The 18,464-nt window shown below is 41.0% G+C and carries 21 protein-coding genes; 8 read left to right on the top strand and 13 right to left on the bottom strand.

Features of this window, described 5'->3' with window-relative positions; translation table 11 throughout:
- Positions 1–18 precede the first annotated feature (18 nt).
- On the bottom strand, positions 19–498 hold the full coding sequence (locus H2672_RS01675) for a DsrE/DsrF/DrsH-like family protein (RefSeq protein ID WP_186668242.1): 480 nt from the start codon (positions 496–498) through the stop codon (positions 19–21).
- 68 nt (positions 499–566) lie between these two features.
- Positions 567–830 (bottom strand): metal-sensitive transcriptional regulator, encoded by a 264-nt coding sequence (locus H2672_RS01680; RefSeq protein ID WP_186668244.1) that lies wholly within the window; start codon positions 828–830, stop codon positions 567–569.
- Between the two features lie 300 nt (positions 831–1,130).
- Here H2672_RS01680 and H2672_RS01685 point away from each other — a divergent pair, with 300 nt between their 5' ends.
- The 4 genes from H2672_RS01685 to H2672_RS01700 all read left to right on the top strand — a co-directional run bounded on the left by H2672_RS01685 (position 1,131) and on the right by H2672_RS01700 (position 4,497).
- Entirely contained in the window at positions 1,131–1,352 is a 222-nt protein-coding gene (locus H2672_RS01685) for a DUF2187 family protein (RefSeq protein WP_186668246.1), read from the top strand.
- 245 nt (positions 1,353–1,597) lie between these two features.
- Positions 1,598–2,260: a lysoplasmalogenase gene (locus H2672_RS01690; protein WP_186668248.1), complete on the top strand. Its 663-nt coding sequence runs from the start codon at positions 1,598–1,600 to the stop codon at positions 2,258–2,260.
- Positions 2,261–2,295: 35 nt separating this feature from the next.
- Positions 2,296–3,522, top strand: coding sequence for a peptidase T (gene pepT, locus H2672_RS01695; RefSeq protein WP_186668250.1), 1,227 nt, complete (start codon positions 2,296–2,298; stop codon positions 3,520–3,522).
- A gap of 18 nt (positions 3,523–3,540) precedes the next feature.
- A complete protein-coding gene (locus H2672_RS01700) occupies positions 3,541–4,497 on the top strand; it encodes a DMT family transporter (RefSeq protein WP_186668252.1) in 957 nt (318 codons plus the stop codon).
- Between the two features lie 82 nt (positions 4,498–4,579).
- Here H2672_RS01700 and H2672_RS01705 read toward each other — a convergent pair whose 3' ends face one another.
- The 6 genes from H2672_RS01705 to H2672_RS01730 form a co-directional block, all read right to left on the bottom strand.
- On the bottom strand, positions 4,580–5,242 hold the full coding sequence (locus H2672_RS01705; protein WP_255485238.1) for a M50 family metallopeptidase: 663 nt from the start codon (positions 5,240–5,242) through the stop codon (positions 4,580–4,582).
- Positions 5,243–5,554: 312 nt separating this feature from the next.
- Complete coding sequence (locus H2672_RS01710; protein WP_186668256.1) at positions 5,555–6,661, bottom strand: ABC transporter substrate-binding protein; 1,107 nt, start codon at positions 6,659–6,661, stop codon at positions 5,555–5,557.
- Between the two features lie 15 nt (positions 6,662–6,676).
- On the bottom strand, positions 6,677–7,471 hold the full coding sequence (locus H2672_RS01715; RefSeq protein WP_186668258.1) for an ABC transporter ATP-binding protein: 795 nt from the start codon (positions 7,469–7,471) through the stop codon (positions 6,677–6,679).
- Between the two features lie 4 nt (positions 7,472–7,475).
- Complete coding sequence (locus H2672_RS01720) at positions 7,476–8,297, bottom strand: ABC transporter permease (protein ID WP_255485239.1); 822 nt, start codon at positions 8,295–8,297, stop codon at positions 7,476–7,478.
- 141 nt (positions 8,298–8,438) lie between these two features.
- Complete coding sequence (locus H2672_RS01725) at positions 8,439–8,792, bottom strand: rhodanese-like domain-containing protein (RefSeq protein WP_186668261.1); 354 nt, start codon at positions 8,790–8,792, stop codon at positions 8,439–8,441.
- Positions 8,793–8,914: 122 nt separating this feature from the next.
- Complete coding sequence (locus H2672_RS01730) at positions 8,915–10,186, bottom strand: acetyl-CoA hydrolase/transferase family protein (protein ID WP_186668262.1); 1,272 nt, start codon at positions 10,184–10,186, stop codon at positions 8,915–8,917.
- Between the two features lie 106 nt (positions 10,187–10,292).
- Between H2672_RS01730 and H2672_RS01735 the strand changes: the two genes are divergently transcribed.
- Positions 10,293–11,003: a hypothetical protein gene (locus tag H2672_RS01735; RefSeq protein WP_186668263.1), complete on the top strand. Its 711-nt coding sequence runs from the start codon at positions 10,293–10,295 to the stop codon at positions 11,001–11,003.
- Positions 11,004–11,013: 10 nt separating this feature from the next.
- On the opposite strand, the gene H2672_RS01740 is transcribed toward H2672_RS01735, so the two are convergent.
- Positions 11,014–11,292, bottom strand: a complete 279-nt coding sequence (locus H2672_RS01740) for a hypothetical protein (RefSeq protein ID WP_186668264.1) — start codon at positions 11,290–11,292, stop codon at positions 11,014–11,016.
- A gap of 84 nt (positions 11,293–11,376) precedes the next feature.
- Here H2672_RS01740 and H2672_RS01745 point away from each other — a divergent pair, with 84 nt between their 5' ends.
- Positions 11,377–11,706: a CHY zinc finger protein gene (locus tag H2672_RS01745; protein WP_186668265.1), complete on the top strand. Its 330-nt coding sequence runs from the start codon at positions 11,377–11,379 to the stop codon at positions 11,704–11,706.
- A gap of 64 nt (positions 11,707–11,770) precedes the next feature.
- On the opposite strand, the gene H2672_RS01750 is transcribed toward H2672_RS01745, so the two are convergent.
- From H2672_RS01750 to H2672_RS01760, 3 genes are all read right to left on the bottom strand, one after another.
- Positions 11,771–12,652, bottom strand: a complete 882-nt coding sequence (locus H2672_RS01750; RefSeq protein ID WP_186668266.1) for a DUF4349 domain-containing protein — start codon at positions 12,650–12,652, stop codon at positions 11,771–11,773.
- Between the two features lie 120 nt (positions 12,653–12,772).
- Positions 12,773–13,852 carry an AI-2E family transporter gene (locus H2672_RS01755; RefSeq protein WP_186668267.1) on the bottom strand — a complete coding sequence of 360 codons (1,080 nt, stop codon included), beginning with the start codon at positions 13,850–13,852 and terminating at the stop codon, positions 12,773–12,775.
- A gap of 342 nt (positions 13,853–14,194) precedes the next feature.
- Complete coding sequence (locus H2672_RS01760) at positions 14,195–15,040, bottom strand: VOC family protein (protein WP_186668269.1); 846 nt, start codon at positions 15,038–15,040, stop codon at positions 14,195–14,197.
- Positions 15,041–15,340: 300 nt separating this feature from the next.
- Here H2672_RS01760 and H2672_RS01765 point away from each other — a divergent pair, with 300 nt between their 5' ends.
- Positions 15,341–15,673: a winged helix-turn-helix transcriptional regulator gene (locus H2672_RS01765; RefSeq protein ID WP_186668271.1), complete on the top strand. Its 333-nt coding sequence runs from the start codon at positions 15,341–15,343 to the stop codon at positions 15,671–15,673.
- Positions 15,674–15,733: 60 nt separating this feature from the next.
- Here H2672_RS01765 and H2672_RS01770 read toward each other — a convergent pair whose 3' ends face one another.
- Positions 15,734–16,261, bottom strand: a complete 528-nt coding sequence (locus tag H2672_RS01770; protein WP_186668273.1) for a P-loop NTPase family protein — start codon at positions 16,259–16,261, stop codon at positions 15,734–15,736.
- 605 nt (positions 16,262–16,866) lie between these two features.
- Between H2672_RS01770 and H2672_RS01775 the strand changes: the two genes are divergently transcribed.
- Positions 16,867–18,309 carry an MFS transporter gene (locus tag H2672_RS01775; protein ID WP_186668274.1) on the top strand — a complete coding sequence of 481 codons (1,443 nt, stop codon included), beginning with the start codon at positions 16,867–16,869 and terminating at the stop codon, positions 18,307–18,309.
- Positions 18,310–18,464 lie beyond the last annotated feature (155 nt).

Below are 18,464 nucleotides of genomic sequence, written 5' to 3' on the forward strand. Positions count from 1 at the left end.
CCCTCCATCTTTTAAATTTTAAATAAATAAGTTTACATTGCCTTCTTGAGCATCTCCAAGATAAGCAGCAACTCCACCGTACTGGATGCCATCCATCAATTCTTTCTGCTGCAAGCCTAGAAGATCCATCGTCATCGTACAAGCAACAAGTTTTATATCTTGTTCTTCAGCCAGTTCGATTAATTGCGGAAGTGTCATCGCATTGTGCTTTTTAATAACGTGTTTAATCATTTTAGGACCCATTCCAGCAAAGTTCATGTTGGAAATACCCATCTTATCTGCACCGCGCGGCATGATTTTTCCAAATACTTTTTCAAGTAAACCTTTTTTCACTGGGACTAGTTCTTCTTTTCGAAGTGCATTCAATCCCCAAAATGTATGAAAAATCGTTACTTGGTGATCATAAGCTGCAGCACCATTTGCAATGATGTACGCCGCCATTGCTTTATCATAATCTCCACTGAATAATACAATGGTGGTTCTTTTCGTTTCAGACAATCAAATCTCCCTCTCCATTTGTACCCCACAGGGTATATTATGCGTTAAAAAGAAAAGAGTCCATTATTTCATCGACTCTTTACTAGTAGATCTACTGCTTCTTTTACAATATCCTCTTGTGTTCTTGGATCGCTGTCATCCATTTGTTGAATACATTCAATCAGATTGGAGCTGACAATAACGCCAATCGTTCTATCTATAGCTGAGCGTGAAGCTGACAATTGTGTAATTACTTCTTTACAGTCTTTATTGTCATCCATCATTTTTAAAATACCTTTGATTTGTCCTTCAATTCGTTTTAACCTGTTTTTTACTTTGTCATCGTATTCCATGCTCTTCACTTCCTTTTATTTAAGCTATATCTGCATATTATACCCCGCCAGGTATAATGTCAACCCCTTTGCTTTTATTAAGATACAAATTTAGGGACTTAACCAAAGCTATTTAAATAGCTAATAAAGTCTACTATCATGCAAATTTCGTAAAAATATGGTATACTAATAGTAGACAACATGTGTGTTATCGTTTACGTTTAGTTGTTTTCCATCTTCATCTACTTGTTGCTGCGGGTTTCCCCAAAAGCGCTTTTTAACTAGATGGCAAGATGAGAATGGATGATAGGGGGAATTCGAATGGCTTTTCCACGCAGGGAAAAAGAAGTATCGGATTTTGTCGCAGCGCGCAGAATCGACGAAGAAATTTCATTTGTCCGTAATGAACACGAAGTAAATGGTACTATTTTTAAAATACTTGAGAACTCCGTCATTGTTGAAATCTCATCCAAGGACGCCGAACTTATTGGCGCCGCGTCAAATCTTACTGTTGTTTCACATAAGAATTACTCAATCGTTTAATAAATATAAGAAAAAGGCATTCGCGATTAAAGCGATGCCTTTTTTCTATGCCTTTTATGAAGGGAGAATTAAACTTGCTGATGAATTGCTGGCAATGGACGACAGGTTGCACTAACTGAGCTATAGACTTCCCGAACTATACGACACCCCGCCCGAAACTATTCAATAAACTCCTAAAACTATACAACCGAAAAAGGGTTTCTCTTCCTATTCCCCGAAAAGTAGTAGAAAAGGGGGTTGTCCTTATGATTAGAAGTCTAGTACTCACTGCAATTACCGCTATGGCAATCGTTTATATTTTCTTTATTCCTGCTAATCCAGTCGGCTTCAAAATTATAATGAAACTGATTCCGATGGCACTTATCATCCTATTCGCATTAACGACAAGACCTCTTTTTTCTCGTACATACAAGCGGATTATCATCTTCGGCCTATTCGTCTGCATGATTGCGGATGCCGTTATCTATTGGTTTTTACCAGGACTTATTACTTTTTTAATTGGTCATATTTTTTACATATCGGCGTTCCATCATGTCGCACGGAAGTCCATGCCTATTTGGGCAGCTGTTCCGCTTCTTCTATATGGCACTGGCATGGCTGTCTGGATCGCTGGTTCACAGTTTTCCGCTGGTCAAACCATCCTCGGCATAGCCATTATTGCCTATATTGGTGTCATTTTGACTATGGGTTGGATGGCTATCCGAACGCGAATGAAGCTTACTATCATTGGCGCACTGCTATTTATGTTCTCAGATTCTGTTCTCGCAATCGATCGGTTCGTTTACGAAATTCCGAACCGTGATGCATTCGTTATGATGACGTATTATGCGGCGCAAGTTTTCATAGCCGCCAGCGTCGGAAGTCGAGTTGTAAAGTATTCCGTAAACCGGAACAATCTGATAAGATAGAGTCATCAGCACTTTATTAGGAGGAATTATTAACTATGAAAGAAAAACTAATCGAACGACTTGTACGTTATGCAAAAATTGACACACAATCAGATGCAGGAAGCTCTTCTACGCCTTCTACACCCGGCCAATGGGACCTTCTGCATGAATTACAAAAAGAACTCGCGAATATCGGTCTAGAAGACATTACGCTCGACGAAAACGGCTATTTGTTTGCAACACTGCCTGCCAATACAGAACGTGACGTACCTGTCATCGGATTTCTTGCACACGTTGACACGACGACCGATTACACCGGAAAAAACGTCAAGCCTCAGCGCATCGATAATTACGACGGCAATGATCTTCAACTGAACGACAACACAATAATGACAATAAACGCTTTTCCCGAACTGAAAAACTATATCGGTCACACACTCATTACGACGGATGGTACAACGCTTCTCGGCGCGGATGATAAAGCGGGGATTGCTGAAATCGTTACAGCGATGGAATATTTGCTTGCCAACCCGGATCTTAAACACGGGAAACTGCGTATCGCCTTCACACCAGACGAAGAAATTGGGCGTGGACCACATAAATTTGATGTCGAAAAATTCGGCGCCAAATATGCGTATACGATGGATGGCGGACCACTTGGTGAACTGCAATACGAAAGTTTCAACGCGGCGGCTGCTAAAGTTACGTTCCACGGTGTCAGCGTTCACCCTGGTTCCGCGAAAGATAAAATGGTCAACTCCGTTTTACTCGCCAATCAATTCCAGGCGGCAATGCCGGTAAATGAAATTCCTGAGAAAACCGATGGCTACGAAGGATTTGTTCATCTAATGCAGTTCAACGGGTCCACTGAAGAAACAACACTTGGCTATATCATCCGCTATTTCGACCGTGAAACCTTCAAAGCCAGAAAACAGCTGATGATCGAAACCGCTAATAAGCTGAAGAAAGAATACGGCGAGAACGCAGTCACACTCGAAATCGAAGACCAATACTTCAATATGGGTGAAAAGATTGAACCTGTCATGGAAATAGTTGATATCATGTCCGATGCATTCAAAAACCTTAATATCGAACCGAACATCGTACCCGTACGCGGCGGTACAGATGGTTCCCAATTGTCGTACATGGGTATGCCAACGCCTAATATCTTCACAGGTGGAGAAAATTATCATGGCAAATACGAATATATTTCAGTCGATAATATGGTTAAAGCGACAAATGTCATCATTGAAGCCGTGAAACTTTTTGAAGAACGCGCCTAAATAAAAGGGGGATAGCATATGAGGGAAATTTGGATTGGTGCCTTTTCCTCCGTTTTTTTCGCAGTGACATTCATTTTGAACAGATCTATGGAATTATCGGGAGGAAGCTGGCTTTGGAGCGCCTCCCTCCGCTATTTCTTTATGGTACCTTTTTTAATCGCTATCGTCGCTTACCGCAAAGGGCTTGGTGATGTGAAGAAGGAATTTGTCCGTAAACCTGCTCCATTTTTCATCTGGAGCGTAACGGCCTTTGTCTTATTCTACGCACCACTTACATACGCGGCAGCTTACAGTCCGGGTTGGCTTCTTGCTGGCACATGGCAATTGACAATTGTGGCCGGCATCCTGCTTGCACCTTTCTTCACGTTGATTATTAAAACACCAGATGGCGAAAAAAAGATTCGGCATAAAATCCCGCTTGTCTCACTTGGTATTACTCTTATTATTTTTGTCGGTGTCGTACTAATCCAAATTCCGCACGCACAAAGCGTTGAACCGCGTACGTTACTGCTTGGCATCATTCCCGTTATTTTAGCAGCGTTCGCCTACCCGCTTGGTAACCGCAAAATGATGGAACTTCTAGGTGGTCGACTTGATACGTTTCAACGTGTGCTTGGAATGACGCTTATGACAATTCCCATCTGGATTGGCTTTTCCATCTATGCGTTCTGGTCAGTCGGACCCCCTTCTATGAGCCAGCTTGGTCAGTCGTTCATCGTTGGTATCAGTTCTGGCGTCATCGCTACAACCTTATTTTTCATGGCAACCGACCGCGTACGCGGAGATCAAGGCAAACTTGCCGCCGTGGAAGCAACACAGTCAACACAGCTTATTTTTGTTATCCTTGGCGAAATGATGATTCTCGGCATTGCACTGCCCGGTACGCTTTCTTTAGTTGGCATCGCAGTAATCATTACAGGAATGGTATTGCATAGTTTGCAAACATCGGTGACGAAAAAGGAGAAAATAACTTAACAAGAAATAGCCTCCCGAAGTTAAAATTTCACTCGGGAGGCTATTTTCCACTTCGGATTGAGACGCTAGTATGTTCAGGCTATTAGGTGGGTTTAAATTTTCTCATGGCTAACCATCCAAAATATAAAGCTTGGACAAAGAAAAGTATTCCCCAAGCTTGGGCAGGGATCAAATGAGTTAGTCCAGCCAGACTAGTTGCATCTCCTGCTTGTAATGGTGTTTTAAAACTTATATACATAATCTCAAACGCCGATGTAATGGATTCTATAAAAATAATGGAAACCAAAAATAGAACAACGTATTCAATAATCAGGCCTTCAGCTTTCCAAAGTAACCATACAAATGCCGCGGTAAAGGTAATGATCCAGAAAAAACCGTATACGTTTCTAACCCAAAATAATATACTGATTCCCAAGATGGCTAATAAAATGTAAATCACCATCGAATAACGTCCTTTGTAAATAAGGAAGAAGAAAGTACATGCCATAAATGAAGAAAAAACATATCCCGCTAACCCTGTGATGAACTTACCTATCCAAAATTGATGACTCGAATAAGCCACTCCCTCTGTATTTGAAAATAAATGGATTTCATGCGCCTTACCAAAAGTTAGTATACTGGCCAGTTGATGGCCTACCTCATGAATTAGTGTATTTGCAACAGCGAAGTATTTACCGGCGATTGGTAACTTCGTTAATATAATGGCTAAGACTAAAAACACTAGCACTTTTATGAGTAGTTTCAACTTCATGACTCCTTTGTTTAGGTACGAGAATGTTCTATAAAGGTTGAGTTAATGATTACATTGAATAACGCTTCGGCTAGCCCTTGTAAGGCGCCTACGCTTAATTTATACGCCATATTCAATATTTCAACATATATAGCTACTTTTAGTTTAGCATTTAGAAAGTCGAAATGCGATGATGTGCCTTCTAGACTTGGATCCATAAATAAGTGCAACCCTGATAGGAAGATACAAAAAAAGAGCTAAAACTACTAGCTCTGAAAGGGTTTTTATTTAGAGGTGTCAACTCTCACATCATATTAATTACAGCGATCACCGCTTATATTCTCCAATCGCCTCGACCGCTTTTTCCGTAATCGAGGTATCTATCGCTTTATCAAAATCAATCTCACCACGGATAGCACCATTTGCTTTGTACGCGTCATATTGCTTTTTAATATCGTCGATGAACATCTTACCATCTGGATCGAGGCCGGTGACGTTCACTTTCTCCCAAAGCGCCGGGTCTTTCAACGCTGTATGCTTCGTCATAATGTCGATTATCTCGTCTTTTCCTTCACCTTTGATAAATCCATCGTTGTAATCACGCACACCTTTCAAATAGGCGGCCATGAATCGCAATGAAATATCTTGCTCTTCGGCCATGAATTGAGGTGAGCCTAACACCATTGCAATTTGGGACTCCGGCGCAAAATCAGTCGTGTCTCCAAATCGTACATGAAATCCTTTTTCTACACCTGTTGCGATGAGTGGTTCAATATTAACGGCTGCGTCAATTGTTCCATTACTGATTGCACCGAGCATACTACCAAAATCGCTCATAAGGACAAATTCGACGTCATCCTTTGTCAATCCGGCATATTTAATCATTTCCTCGAAAATGTATTCATCAATCGAGTTGTGTGATGATACGCCAACTTTCTTCCCTTTAAGATCTTTATACTCTTTTATTACGTCGACCATATGATTACCTATGACAAGTGTAAAATACGACTTGCCTGGCACGTTATGCCCTTTATCCGCAATAATTTTCACGTCAATGCCTTGCCCAATCGCGTTGAAGAACGATGCAGTGGAAACACCACCTGCAATATCCACTTCCCCAGCCGCTAACGCTGGAAGCATGTCATCGCTGTTTGCAAACTGAGCAAACTCTACTTCAATATTATAGTCTTCAAAGTACCCTCTCTCTTTTGCAATATAGAATCCTGCACCAGATGCAGCACCGTCTTCCGCTATGACAACTTTTGCACGTTTTTCAAGCGGTGCCAAATCACCTGAAGGATTAACTGCCGCTACTTCTTCAGGCTTTTTATCTTCTACTACCGGTTTCGCCGTCTCTTTAGGAGAACAAGCACCAACGATTAGCGCTATCGCAAATAACGATAGCAAAAATCCGTTTTTCATCCACTTTGCCATCGAACCTCTCCCTTTCTATTCATCTTCTCGTCTCGACCGCTGCACTTCTTCTTGCAAGTGCTTCCATATTTCCACGAATTGTCCTGCCATAACGGGATTTTCTCGTATGTCCTCGATTTTTCGCGGGCGTGGCATATCGACAATAATTTCTCTAATAATTTTACCCGGTTGTGAACTCATCAGTAAAATACGATCACTTAGTAATAACGCTTCGTCAATACTATGGGTAATGAATAGAATCGTCTTCCCAGTTTCAGACCAAATTGACAGCAACTCTTCCTGCAAGATGAATTTATTTTGTTCATCCAGTGCACCGAACGGTTCATCCATCAAAAGGATCTCCGGATCATTAGCAAATGCCCGTGCAATGCTCACCCGCTGTTTCATCCCCCCCGATAGCTCTTTCGGATAAAGGGATGAAAACTTTTCTAGACCAGTCTTTTTCAAATAATATGCCGTACGCTCTTTTATGAGTTTTTTTGGCATATGGCGCATTTTGAGTCCGAACTCCACATTCTTTTCGACAGTGAGCCACGGTATAATACCTCTTTCCTGGAACACCATCGATTGCAACGGTCGATTCTCTCCATCGGTCGCTATAGCAATTGTAAATTCACCAATACTTGGGGTTTCAAGCCCTGCCAAGATTCGAAGTAACGTCGATTTACCGCAGCCACTTGGTCCAACTATACAAACGAATTCCCCATCATTGATTGTTACATTAATATCGTCAAGCGCTGTAACACTGCCTTGCTTTTTATAAAATGCCTTGGTTAAATTTCGAATGATGATTTTTGCTTTCCTGCTCATCTACTCACCTCCACGGTAACAGCTTTTTCTGAATTCCTCGTAACAACAGCGAGAACAGATAACCGAAAAACGAAATGAGGATGAGCCCGACGTACATCTCTTGAAGTAAGAACGCTTTGTACGAAACCCAGATCAGATAGCCAATCCCTGAAGTAGCACCCATCATTTCCGCTGCAACAATTGTCAAAAGCGCAATCGCCTGCCCCATCTGAATGCCTTCCAACATAACTGGCATTGCACCTGGAAATGCAATCTTTGTGAAAAAATCTAGTTTACCGGCTCCATAATTCTTTGCCACATCCAAATAGATTGAATCGATATTAATGACACCAGCCGCCGTATTAATAACAACAGGAAAAAAAACACTCCCAGCAATCGTTACGACTTTCGATAAATCACCAATACCAAAAATAATAATAATGATTGGAAGCAAAGCAAGTGTAGGTATCGGCATGAGCGCCATCACAATTGGCGAAACAAAATGCCGAATTGGCGTATAAAGCCCCATTAACAGACCGATGACGACACCGGGTATGACACCTAGCAAAAATCCGGCAAGAATCCTGTACAACGAAACGCCGATATGACTTGCCATTTCACCACTTGAAATCATTCCGAAAAATGTCCCCATAATTGCGGACGGAGGCGGAAAGAAGCGGATATCGATCATTCCCGTTCTCGACAACAGTTCCCACATAAGAAGTAGGAATAAAGGCGAGGCAATCGTCAACAGCTGTTTTAACCGTTCTTTCGTTTGCCTTTGTTTCCACTCACGCTGTTCGATTTCAAACGGATCGTATCGGACAGCCTTATCATCTCTCTTCAACGTCCACCACCTCTTCATTCAAATAGTATGTGTCAGCCTAATAAAGTGTGTTGGGCATATGCAGATAAACGGGCATAATCTATTCATTTCTACAAAAAAATCCATGAGAGCAACATTCCCCATGGATTTTCCCGATTTTCATTATCCGCGCCAAGCACTCATGCCGCCTGTAACGTTCAAAACGTCCGTAAACTTTTCTTTCTTCAATATTTTCGCCGCTTGTCCACTTCGCATGCCACTTTGACAAATAACAACGGTTTCTTTCGATTTGTCAAAGCTACCTAACTGTGATTTCAATGTGTTCAACGGAACATTTTTAAACTCTTTAATATGTCGTCCTTTATATTCGCCAGGCGTCCGAACGTCGATGAACTGCACTGATTTATTTTTCAACATTCCTTTCAAGTCCCCTGTCGAAACAGAACGAACACCTTTAGCCGGCATCATGCGCCAAGCAATAAATCCGACGATTAGTAATATAAATAGCCACTCCATAAAGTCCCACTCCCATTCTTCTTTAGATCTTAATTCGAAATATACCACACGGGGTATAAAGGCGCAATCAATTTGTTCCGACCATAAAAACAGCGCTCCTCGTAAGGAACGCTGTTTCGATGTCAATATAGTATGCCATTTTTCTTCGCATCAAACACTAATTCTTCCCGGAATGCCGGATGGGCAATATCTATGAGCGCTTTTGCACGTTCAGACAACGACTTGCCATACAGACTAGCGATGCCGTATTCAGTGACGATATTGTCGACGTCATTTTTCGACGTCGTTACGACAGAACCTAGCGACAATTGCAGTTTAATGCGTGAAATCGTGTCGTTTTTCACTGTCGAATACATGCAAATAAAACCTTTACCACGCTTCGCAAAACGTGCCCCGCGTGCAAAGTCTGCTTGTCCACCGGTTGACGAATAATAGCGTCCTCCAATTGTTTCGGAAGCACATTGTCCATAAAGGTCAACCTCTGTTGTCGCATTGATGGACACAATTCTTTCTTCTTTCGCAATCTCACGCGGATCATTCACCATACTTACCGGTAAAAATTCAACAGCAGGATTTTCATGGATGAAATCGTACAAACGCTGTGATCCAAATGCAAATGTTGCTACAATCTTTCCTTTTTGTGTGAACTTCTCTGTCCCATCAACCGCTCCTGCTTTTACAAGATCAACAATTCCGTCTGTCAGCATTTCAGTATGGATACCTAGGTGACGGTGATCTTTCAACATGCTCATAACGGCATTCGGGATGGCACCAATACCAATTTGGAGTGAATCCCCATTTTCAATAACATTCGTTACAAATTCAGCAATTTTAAGATCTTTGTCGCCGATTAAAGGAGGCTTTTCTTCTGATAAAGGCACATCGTTTTCAATGTAGCCCGCTATTTGGCTAATATGGATTTGGTTTTCACCGTATGTGCGCGGCATATGCTTATTCACTTCTAAAACAAATGGAACATGACCGATGAACTCGGAAATATAGTCCGCCTGTGTGCCCAATGAAAAATAACCGTGTTCATCCATTGGTGACACAACTGTCATGATCAACGACATGTTCGTAATTTTCTTTAACATGCGTGGAACTTCATGGAAAACGTTCGGAACTAATTCTGTGTTTCCTTCTTGATAAGCCCTACGCGTTGCGCCACTTAAAAAGTAAGAGACATGTGAAAGATGACCTTTCATTTTACCATTTATATAATCTCGCTCCCGAAGAGCCAGCATTTGATGGATTCTAACGTTCTGTAATTTCAAATGGTCCTCTTCCAATATATCCAGTAGACGATGAGGTTCCCCATTGGCAATCGGGATAATAATATCTGCCTCTTTGTCAATCAAATCAATAAACTGTTCTGCACTCAATCGTTTTTCCACGTTGGTTTTTTCACTCCTATAAAAGTCCGTCTATTCAATTAGTATACAGCAGACCGAGCGCTCGCTCAACTTGATGATTGACTAGTAAGAACGCTATAATCAATTTATGACAAACTTAACCACGGACCAGCTCAGACAACTGAATATGTACAGCATTTATATAGATTCTCCAGAACAAAATTTATTTACATTGAAAATGCTACTGGACAGTGAAAAGACAGATGATCTACTAAATGTCGTCCAAGCAGTGAGCGGAAGCCCCAACCGAACTGTAGCAGCATCGTATTTCATGCGCCGTTTCGGTATGTTTACCGCAATGCAATTTTATAACCTGGCGGCCTACGATGAAGTATGGGACGGAAACAATGAACAGCTTCATTTTGGTGCAAAAGAAGAATACGGGAAACTGGCAGTTAGTACGTTTGCATCTGCGAAGGATTGGCGATATGTAGAGGACGCGGAACGGCGCGACGTCATCAAGCGGATTCTGCAGGATGAATGCGCTGCTGTCATCCGACAAATCCGTACCGTCACATCTATTTCTCCCTTGACGTTATGGGAAAACATTTTCGGTTTTCTCCTTTGGCAGTACCATGTTCTTTTGGCGAACCCAGGCACATCTGTAGAAGCACGCGCGGACCTCAACATGTTGAAAGACGATGCTCTTTGGGAAGGAATCGCACCTCGTTCTTTATTTGCCACCTACTTAAAAGGATGCGAGCCGTCCGCACTTTTGAATACTGAAGTCCGGACCACCTGCTGTCTCTCGAAGGATGTACCCGGTCTTATGCAGTGTGGATTTTGCCCATTGAAATGACAAGCTTGTTTCATTTCTTTCGATGGTTTATATACCAGACCTTCATCGAATAAATCGTTCCACTGGCTGCGCCGCCATAGAAAAAGCCCATAAAAATACCGGCTGGCAAGTTACCTGGATGGCTGATAAAAATAGACAAAATAAGCCCAATGATTGTTGCCGCTGTTGAAAACCAACTTTCAGGGAGTTTGAATAAAACTTTCAACAGGAATATTCCTAAAAGAATAGCAGGTATTGCCCAAAAAGCATCCCAGACGTTTGTATGGATAGTCGGGAACTCATTCCACATGAAATCAATCCTTTTTTTACATTAGCTTTCCCACAAAACATACGATTCAATACACTTTTTGAAGATGAAGGGCGGGAATCGAACATGCATATCAAAGGCAAAACAGTTCGAGGTAAAGTTCTTGATGAAGAAACGCGCTGTACACATTATCATTCCGAAATCGACCGAATTGCGATAAAGTTCTATTGTTGTGACACCTACTATCCATGCTATGAATGTCATGATGAAAACGGTTGTGGCAGTCCTGACGTTTGGCCCGCTGGAAAGTTCGATGAAAAAGCGGTTATGTGCGGAGCTTGTGGTTATGAATTAACTATTTCGGAATACTTGGTGTGTGGATCGAGGTGCCCAGCATGTTCAGCTCTGTTTAACCCAGGATGCAGGTTACATCGGCATTACTATTTTGAGACGTGAAAAGGAGCGCATTCTCCAATTCGGAATGCGCTCCTTTTTGTTTCACGATGATCGTCACCGACTATTAATTAGGTTTTCTAGTTCTTTTAACAATAAAATAAATTCCTACCCCAACGAGTAATAGAAGTAAGAGTACTGGCAAGTTTCCGAAGAACAGTACAATCAATCCCGAACCTCCCGCAAAGATAAAATTCGTACTTGTAGCAAGCTGTTTTTTTGTTTTTTCCCATGTATCTAATTTTTTACCGTCTACTCCTGGAACAATAACACGATTTTCATACATCGCAATTTCAATAGTAGAAAAAGACGTTTGATTTTCTAGATACTTTATCTTACCTACAATTAATTCAATTTCTTCTTGAACCTTCGATAAATCAGACGATATTTTCAATAAATCCTCTGTTTTTTCCGCCTTGCCCATAAACACAAGTAACCTTTCCTCTACTGTTCGTTTTGATTTCACCCTGGACTCTAGATCAATATATTGTTCGGTGACATCTTCCCCAGTCACATTGCGAGTCAGAACTTCAGCCGCTTCCCCTTCAGCATCCATTAAAAATGTTTGAAAATGCTTCTCAGGAATTCGAACCGTGAGCCGAGCACTTACACTTTCCTCGCTTTCACGATGCACATTCGATTCAACGATATAGCCTCCATATTCGCCCACCTTTTCCTCTATTGAAAGCTGAGTCTTTTCAAGGTTTTTCACATTGAGTTGCAATTCCGCTCTGTAAATAATTTTTCTATTCGTCTGAATTACTTCAGATTGTTCATCGGTTAACTCTTCTGTTTTGGCTTTATTCTCTTGCTCGGTTGCTACCATGTCATGTGAAGTTGATGAGCTCTCTATCTGACTATCCGCCTTTGATGAGTCACTTGAACTGCAAGATGCCAGTAGTACAAGTAAGCCTGATAATAGTAGAGCCAAAACCACTTTGCTCTTCATCGAATCTCCCCTATCTATTTAATCAATGAGACGGATTAATCTGGAAAAGGTTACATTTTCCAATAAAGTGGTATAAAAAAACGCTAGACTCATCTAGCGTTTCAGTCTTCTATTTCATTTTTAAACCGTTTTCGTTGCGGCATTTTTAATTTCTCGCCGCGTGGCATAGATGTTTTTCACAATTGCTTTACCAACTGCATAAGCCGGAACAGCAACGATGATGCCAAGAAAACCCCCAATATTACCTGCTGCCAATATAACGGTAATGACTGTAAGCGGATGAATATCCAGTGTTTTCCCCATGACATTTGGTGTAATAAGATTACTTTCAACTTGCTGAGCAATAACCATTACGACTGCAGCAAAAATACCAATCTTCGGATCCTGTATGAAACCGATGATGATTGCAGGAACAGCTGAAATCCATGGACCGATGAAAGGAATGAGGTTCATGAACAATCCAAAAATCGCTAATAATAATGCATACTCCAATCCAATAATCATATAACCCGCAAACAACAGAATTGCTAATAGAAAACTGATTAACAACTGCCCTTGGATATAAGAACGGAGTACTGTATCGATATCATGTAAGGTCTTTTTGATCCATTCCCGACGTTTTCCCGAAAAGAAATTATAGATGAACGGTGCAAACTTTTCGTGATCTTTTAAGATGAAAATGAAGAAAAACGGGACTAATATAAGCAGGAACATCGCTTGAAAGAGGGCTTGTAAAAACTGAACAATCCATTTCCCGAAATTTACCGCTATGGACTGAAGTGATTCAACCGCACTATCAATCGAATCTTCAAGTTTTTGGGGTAAATCACTTTTTTGTTGTAGCAATGAGTATGTCATGTCATTTATTTCTTGGGCGATAATAGGTGTATTATCGACTAAGTTATTAATTTGTTTTGTTACTGGAGGAGCAATAATCGCTACAAATATCCAAGTGACTGCTACGAGAATTGCTATAACCGAAAGAATGCTTCCCCATCTTGGTACTTTACGCTTTTCCAGAAAACGTTGAACCGGTTCCATAATATAATATAGAACGCCACCAAGTAATAATGGTATGAATATTGCCTTTGCAATGATGACTAAAGGCGAAAAGATTCCTTGAATCTCCATAAAGTATTTAATAATTAGCATAGCAAGCAGTATCCCAACACCTACTTGAAACCATAACTTTTTCGTCACATTGTTCACTCCTTTTCAATACTGCCTATTTATGTATCATAATCGTTAAGTATACGTTGTTATACGGATGGCGTCGAAGGAAGTTTCAAATTTTTTAGTTGAAGTAGGAAAAGTAGGATATCGCCATTGCATAGGTGTCGCGTTTTAATTGCAACTTCAAGCTCTTAATTTCAACTTTAAGATTCTAATTGCAACTTCTTACTTTTAATTGCAACTTTGTAATTCCAGGATTAATTACCACATTAACTACTTACCATACTACCCCAAACACTATAATTGAACACAATTCAAAAAGACTGCCCAATTCGGACAGCCCATTTCACATTCAACTGATGAAATAAATCAACCAACCCGAAGATTAATTCGATTACCAGAAGGGTCTTCCGTCATAAATCCACTGCCGTTCAATTCCACTTTCCCATCTAATGCTTGCACTTTCGTAATCGCTTCTTTCAATACAGTCTCATTCGGATATATAAGCGTATACGATTGGAGTCCGACACTGCCAGCAGTAGGACGTGACACGCCTTCACCATTCCACGTATTCAAGCCAATATGGTGATGGTATTTCCCATTAGACATGAACAATGCTTGCGGATAGTTTGTGACGACTTCGAAGCCGAGTGTATTATAGAATGTTTCCGTTTCAGGCAAGTTGGCTACGTGTAAATGAACATGGCCCATAACCGTCCCAACAGGAAGTCCCTCCCACGTCCGGCCCGCGCTTTCCGCAATAATACTTTCTCCATCCAGCGGATCCGTACTCATTGCAACTTTTCCATTGTCCCAACTCCAAACGCCAGGGTCACGATCTATATAAATTTCAATCCCATTACCATCTGGGTCTGACAAATAAAGTGCCTCGCTCACAAGGTGATCTGAAGCTCCAATTCGTACATTGTGTTGTATGAAATGCTTAATGATTGCCCCTAAATCAGCTCTTGTCGGCAACAACAATGCGAAATGATACAGTCCAGATTTATGCGCCTCTTTCGGCGTGACATTTTCCGGTTGTTCGATAATAAGTAGTGGTGTCTTCCCGTCCGCTGTCAGTACTACTTTATCCGCAGCTTCCACAAGTACTTTAAATCCAATTACCTCTTTATAGAATTTAACAGCTCTATTCAAGTCTAAAACGTTAAGATGTACTTCCCCCGTATACGTATATGGTGCTTTATGAAAGTTCATTTGCATTCCTCCTATACCTAATTAGTAAGTTACTTACTTTATGTAACTAACTTTATATGTTACAATGAATGTTGTCAACACATTAACTTGATTCAGCAGAAGTTCACTGCTGAATCAAGTTAAGCCTCCGGCGGATGTCACAAATTTTGAAGGGAGTTAAAGGAAGGCAGCCTAAGTTTGCGACTTCCTGTCGCAACGACTGCATGACCTACTTCCTGTAGGCCTCAAGCGGAATTCAAAATTTGGACGCAATTACGCCAAGGCGTAATTGATCATCAAGGCGAAAGGAGCTACAACAATATGAACGAATTTGAACTTTGTCCACGTTTCGAAAAAGCTGTATCTATCCTAAGCCAACGTTGGACCGCCCTTATTTTGTATCAATTAATGGCAGGACCGCAGCGCTTTTGCACAATGACCGACAAACTTGGCGTCAGTGGCAAAACACTATCAGAGCGATTAAAAGACCTTGATCAGCAAGGCTTTGTCATTCGACACGTTTACCCAGAAACACCCGTACGAATCGAATATTCATTAACCGAAAAAGGAATGTCGCTTACACCGATTATGCAAGAAATTGAGAATTGGTCGAAAGTGTGGATCGCTTCCGAACCTGTTTCAAATAATAAATAAAGCCGATTGCATTTTAAGCAATCGGCTTTATTTATTATTCTTAATGTAATCCGGCATTAGTTAAATTATTTCATCCCCCTTATACGTCTCCAAAAATCCATCAATCTGCGCAGATGTTTTCAAATAATGAACAGTCTTCCCTTCCTGTGCATAACGCTGCATTCGCTCCATCATTTTCTTTTTCCGTGCTCCAAATGTCGACACAATGTACTTCAGAAATGCTTTATCGAGTTTCTCTTTACACCCTTCACAGATATCATTCCTTGTTTTCCCGTGGAATTGTATTCTGCGCTTCAACACACGATACAAACAGACTTGGAGTGGGAGCTCCAAATAAATAATGGTCTCTGCATGTGGCTCTCGAATAGTGAATGTCCCCGTATAATTCCCCTCAATAATCCACTGATCATTTTGGACAACTTGTCGCTGGGCTGCTGAAAATTCTTCAGGCGGGGCTTCCACCCAATTCGGTTTCCAATACAAACAATCTAAATGCGTTACTTCGATGCCAGTCAATTCGCCCAATCGACGCGCAAATGTTGATTTTCCAGCACCAGCTGACACCCCAATGATCATAATTTTATTCATTCCGCAGCTCCTCCTCATTGTCTGGAATTTAGTGAATCCTCTCCTCCATATAGGCTCCTCTCCATGACTAAAAGATTCAAAATATGTATTTCTAGCTTCTCAAAATCATTATACGCTATAACTAGTCGTACTTTTCCGAATTCATACGCGCCTCCAAAAGGCGAACAATGGGTATTGAATTTTAACGAATGGTAGGATATATTCTAGTTAAGTCACAAAAACTATATAAAATATAATATATTGTTCGTATTTACTCGTGGAAAACCGAATAATGAACTTGATTCACTTTGATATTCAACTCAATTTAATTAAACTAAGATATAATTGTGTCCACATTTCGAATTATTTTACCCATTCCCATTTTTGAAACTTGCTATATCCATTGAGGGATTATCTTTGTTTTCCTTATGTTAAACGACTATCAAGGGGTTGAAAAAAATGACATCTACCTTTGTTCGCATAATTGGCAATCATTTTAAAATAGAAAAACCGCGTTGTTCTCCTTCACCCCATCGCTTCACTATGCTAAAGTAGGGCAATATAAAATTTCAATAGACGAAAGAAGACTTTCACGAAAGCCACTTTCTATTTCAAGGAGGAAGAACATGGATAAAAGCTATCAAGGTACGAATAAGATGATTACAGGAATTGTATTCGGTGTCATAACGTTTTGGCTTTTTGCGCAATCCATGGTAAATGTCATTCCAGCAATTCAATCTGATTTAGGTATTTCACTGGGCGTGCTTAATATCGCAATCAGTTTGACCGCTTTATTCTCGGGTATTTTCGTCGTGGCAGCTGGTGGACTTGCCGATAAAATCGGACGTAAGAAAATGACCTATTTCGGACTCATCTTAAGTATCATTGGTTCACTTTGCCTCGTATTTACGAATGGTGCCGCCCTGTTAATTATCGGACGGATCATCCAAGGATTATCAGCTGCCTGTATTATGCCAGCAACGATTGCCTTAATGAGAACCTACTACGAAGGGGCTGAAAGACAACGTGCACTTAGCTATTGGTCTATCGGTTCTTGGGGTGGTTCAGGTGTTTGTTCATTTGCGGGAGGGGCTATCGCAACTTCTATGGGCTGGAGATGGATTTTTGTTTTTTCAATTGTGTTTGCCGTCCTTGCGATGATTTTGCTTAAAGATACACCCGAAAGTAAAGTGAAACAGCAAGGTTCTTCCCGTTTCGATTTTACTGGATTAATCATATTTGTTTTAACAATGATTGCATTAAACATTGTCATCACGCGCGGTGCAGATTTTGGTTGGACAAGTCCACTCACACTCTGTTTAATTGCCGCTACGCTAGCCGGCATGCTGTTCTTCATCAAAATAGAAACAGGTAAATTACATGCTTTGATTGATTTTAATTTATTTAAAAATAAACCCTATACAGGTGCTACCATCTCCAACTTCTTATTGAACGCGGTAGCTGGTACGCTCGTTGTAGCGAATACATATGTGCAAGTCGGAAGAGGCTTCACGGCGTTTCAATCAGGTATGCTATCGATTGGCTATTTAGTGGCAGTCCTTGTCATGATCCGTGTCGGTGAAAAAGTACTACAACGAACCGGTGCTAGATTGCCAATGATGGTTGGCTCTATCTTGGCGGCAATCGGCATCGGGTTAATGGCTTTGACGTTTTTACCGGACACAGCTTATATCATCGTTGTCTTTATCGGATTCATCCTGTTCGGTGTTGGACTCGGGGTCTATGCAACGCCATCCACGGACACCGCCGTATCGAGTGCACCGGAAGATAAAGTCGGTTCAGCATCGGGTATTTACAAAATGGCGAGCTCTCTTGGCAGTTCCTTTGGGGTCGCCATATCCGCCACTGTGTACGGCACTATGACTATGTCGGGCAATATTGAAAAGGCAGCTTCTGCAGGCATTATTACTAACGTCATTTTCGCAGTACTAGCGTTAATGGCGATTATGTTCTTAGTTCCTAAAACGAAGCAAGGGGTAGTCAAACACGCAGTCAGTCAAAGTAAAAAAAGATTTGCAAATCCTGTTAATAATAGCAGAAGAATGTGATGGGAATCTTTTTTCACTCTCTCAAATCAAACTAAACACAAACAGCCTAAAATCGATAACCGATTTTAGGCTGTTTTAATAATTGTTGAAACAATTGTGATTGTCTCGTTTTTTTCAGTATTGTTTTGGCGACTGTTGTCAACCACCTCATAAGA

This window comes from Sporosarcina sp. BP05 (genome assembly GCF_014282005.1).
Lineage (GTDB): Bacteria > Bacillota > Bacilli > Bacillales_A > Planococcaceae > Sporosarcina.

Excerpts from the sequence above, each read along its gene's own strand:
- H2672_RS01745 (WP_186668265.1), top strand. The coding sequence starts at position 11,377 with ATGCATATCAAAGGCAAAACAGTTCGAGGTAAAGTTCTTGATGAAGAA.
- H2672_RS01760 (WP_186668269.1), bottom strand. The coding sequence starts at position 15,040 with ATGAACTTTCATAAAGCACCATATACGTATACGGGGGAAGTACATCTT.
- H2672_RS01680 (WP_186668244.1), bottom strand. The coding sequence starts at position 830 with ATGGAATACGATGACAAAGTAAAAAACAGGTTAAAACGAATTGAAGGA.
- H2672_RS01700 (WP_186668252.1), top strand. The coding sequence starts at position 3,541 with ATGAGGGAAATTTGGATTGGTGCCTTTTCCTCCGTTTTTTTCGCAGTG.
- H2672_RS01710 (WP_186668256.1), bottom strand. The coding sequence starts at position 6,661 with ATGGCAAAGTGGATGAAAAACGGATTTTTGCTATCGTTATTTGCGATA.
- H2672_RS01740 (WP_186668264.1), bottom strand. The coding sequence starts at position 11,292 with ATGTGGAATGAGTTCCCGACTATCCATACAAACGTCTGGGATGCTTTT.
- H2672_RS01735 (WP_186668263.1), top strand. The coding sequence starts at position 10,293 with ATGACAAACTTAACCACGGACCAGCTCAGACAACTGAATATGTACAGC.
- H2672_RS01725 (WP_186668261.1), bottom strand. The coding sequence starts at position 8,792 with ATGGAGTGGCTATTTATATTACTAATCGTCGGATTTATTGCTTGGCGC.
- H2672_RS01775 (WP_186668274.1), top strand. The coding sequence starts at position 16,867 with ATGGATAAAAGCTATCAAGGTACGAATAAGATGATTACAGGAATTGTA.
- H2672_RS01690 (WP_186668248.1), top strand. The coding sequence starts at position 1,598 with ATGATTAGAAGTCTAGTACTCACTGCAATTACCGCTATGGCAATCGTT.
- H2672_RS01750 (WP_186668266.1), bottom strand. The coding sequence starts at position 12,652 with ATGAAGAGCAAAGTGGTTTTGGCTCTACTATTATCAGGCTTACTTGTA.
- H2672_RS01685 (WP_186668246.1), top strand. The coding sequence starts at position 1,131 with ATGGCTTTTCCACGCAGGGAAAAAGAAGTATCGGATTTTGTCGCAGCG.
- H2672_RS01770 (WP_186668273.1), bottom strand. The coding sequence starts at position 16,261 with ATGAATAAAATTATGATCATTGGGGTGTCAGCTGGTGCTGGAAAATCA.
- H2672_RS01765 (WP_186668271.1), top strand. The coding sequence starts at position 15,341 with ATGAACGAATTTGAACTTTGTCCACGTTTCGAAAAAGCTGTATCTATC.
- pepT (WP_186668250.1), top strand. The coding sequence starts at position 2,296 with ATGAAAGAAAAACTAATCGAACGACTTGTACGTTATGCAAAAATTGAC.
- H2672_RS01715 (WP_186668258.1), bottom strand. The coding sequence starts at position 7,471 with ATGAGCAGGAAAGCAAAAATCATCATTCGAAATTTAACCAAGGCATTT.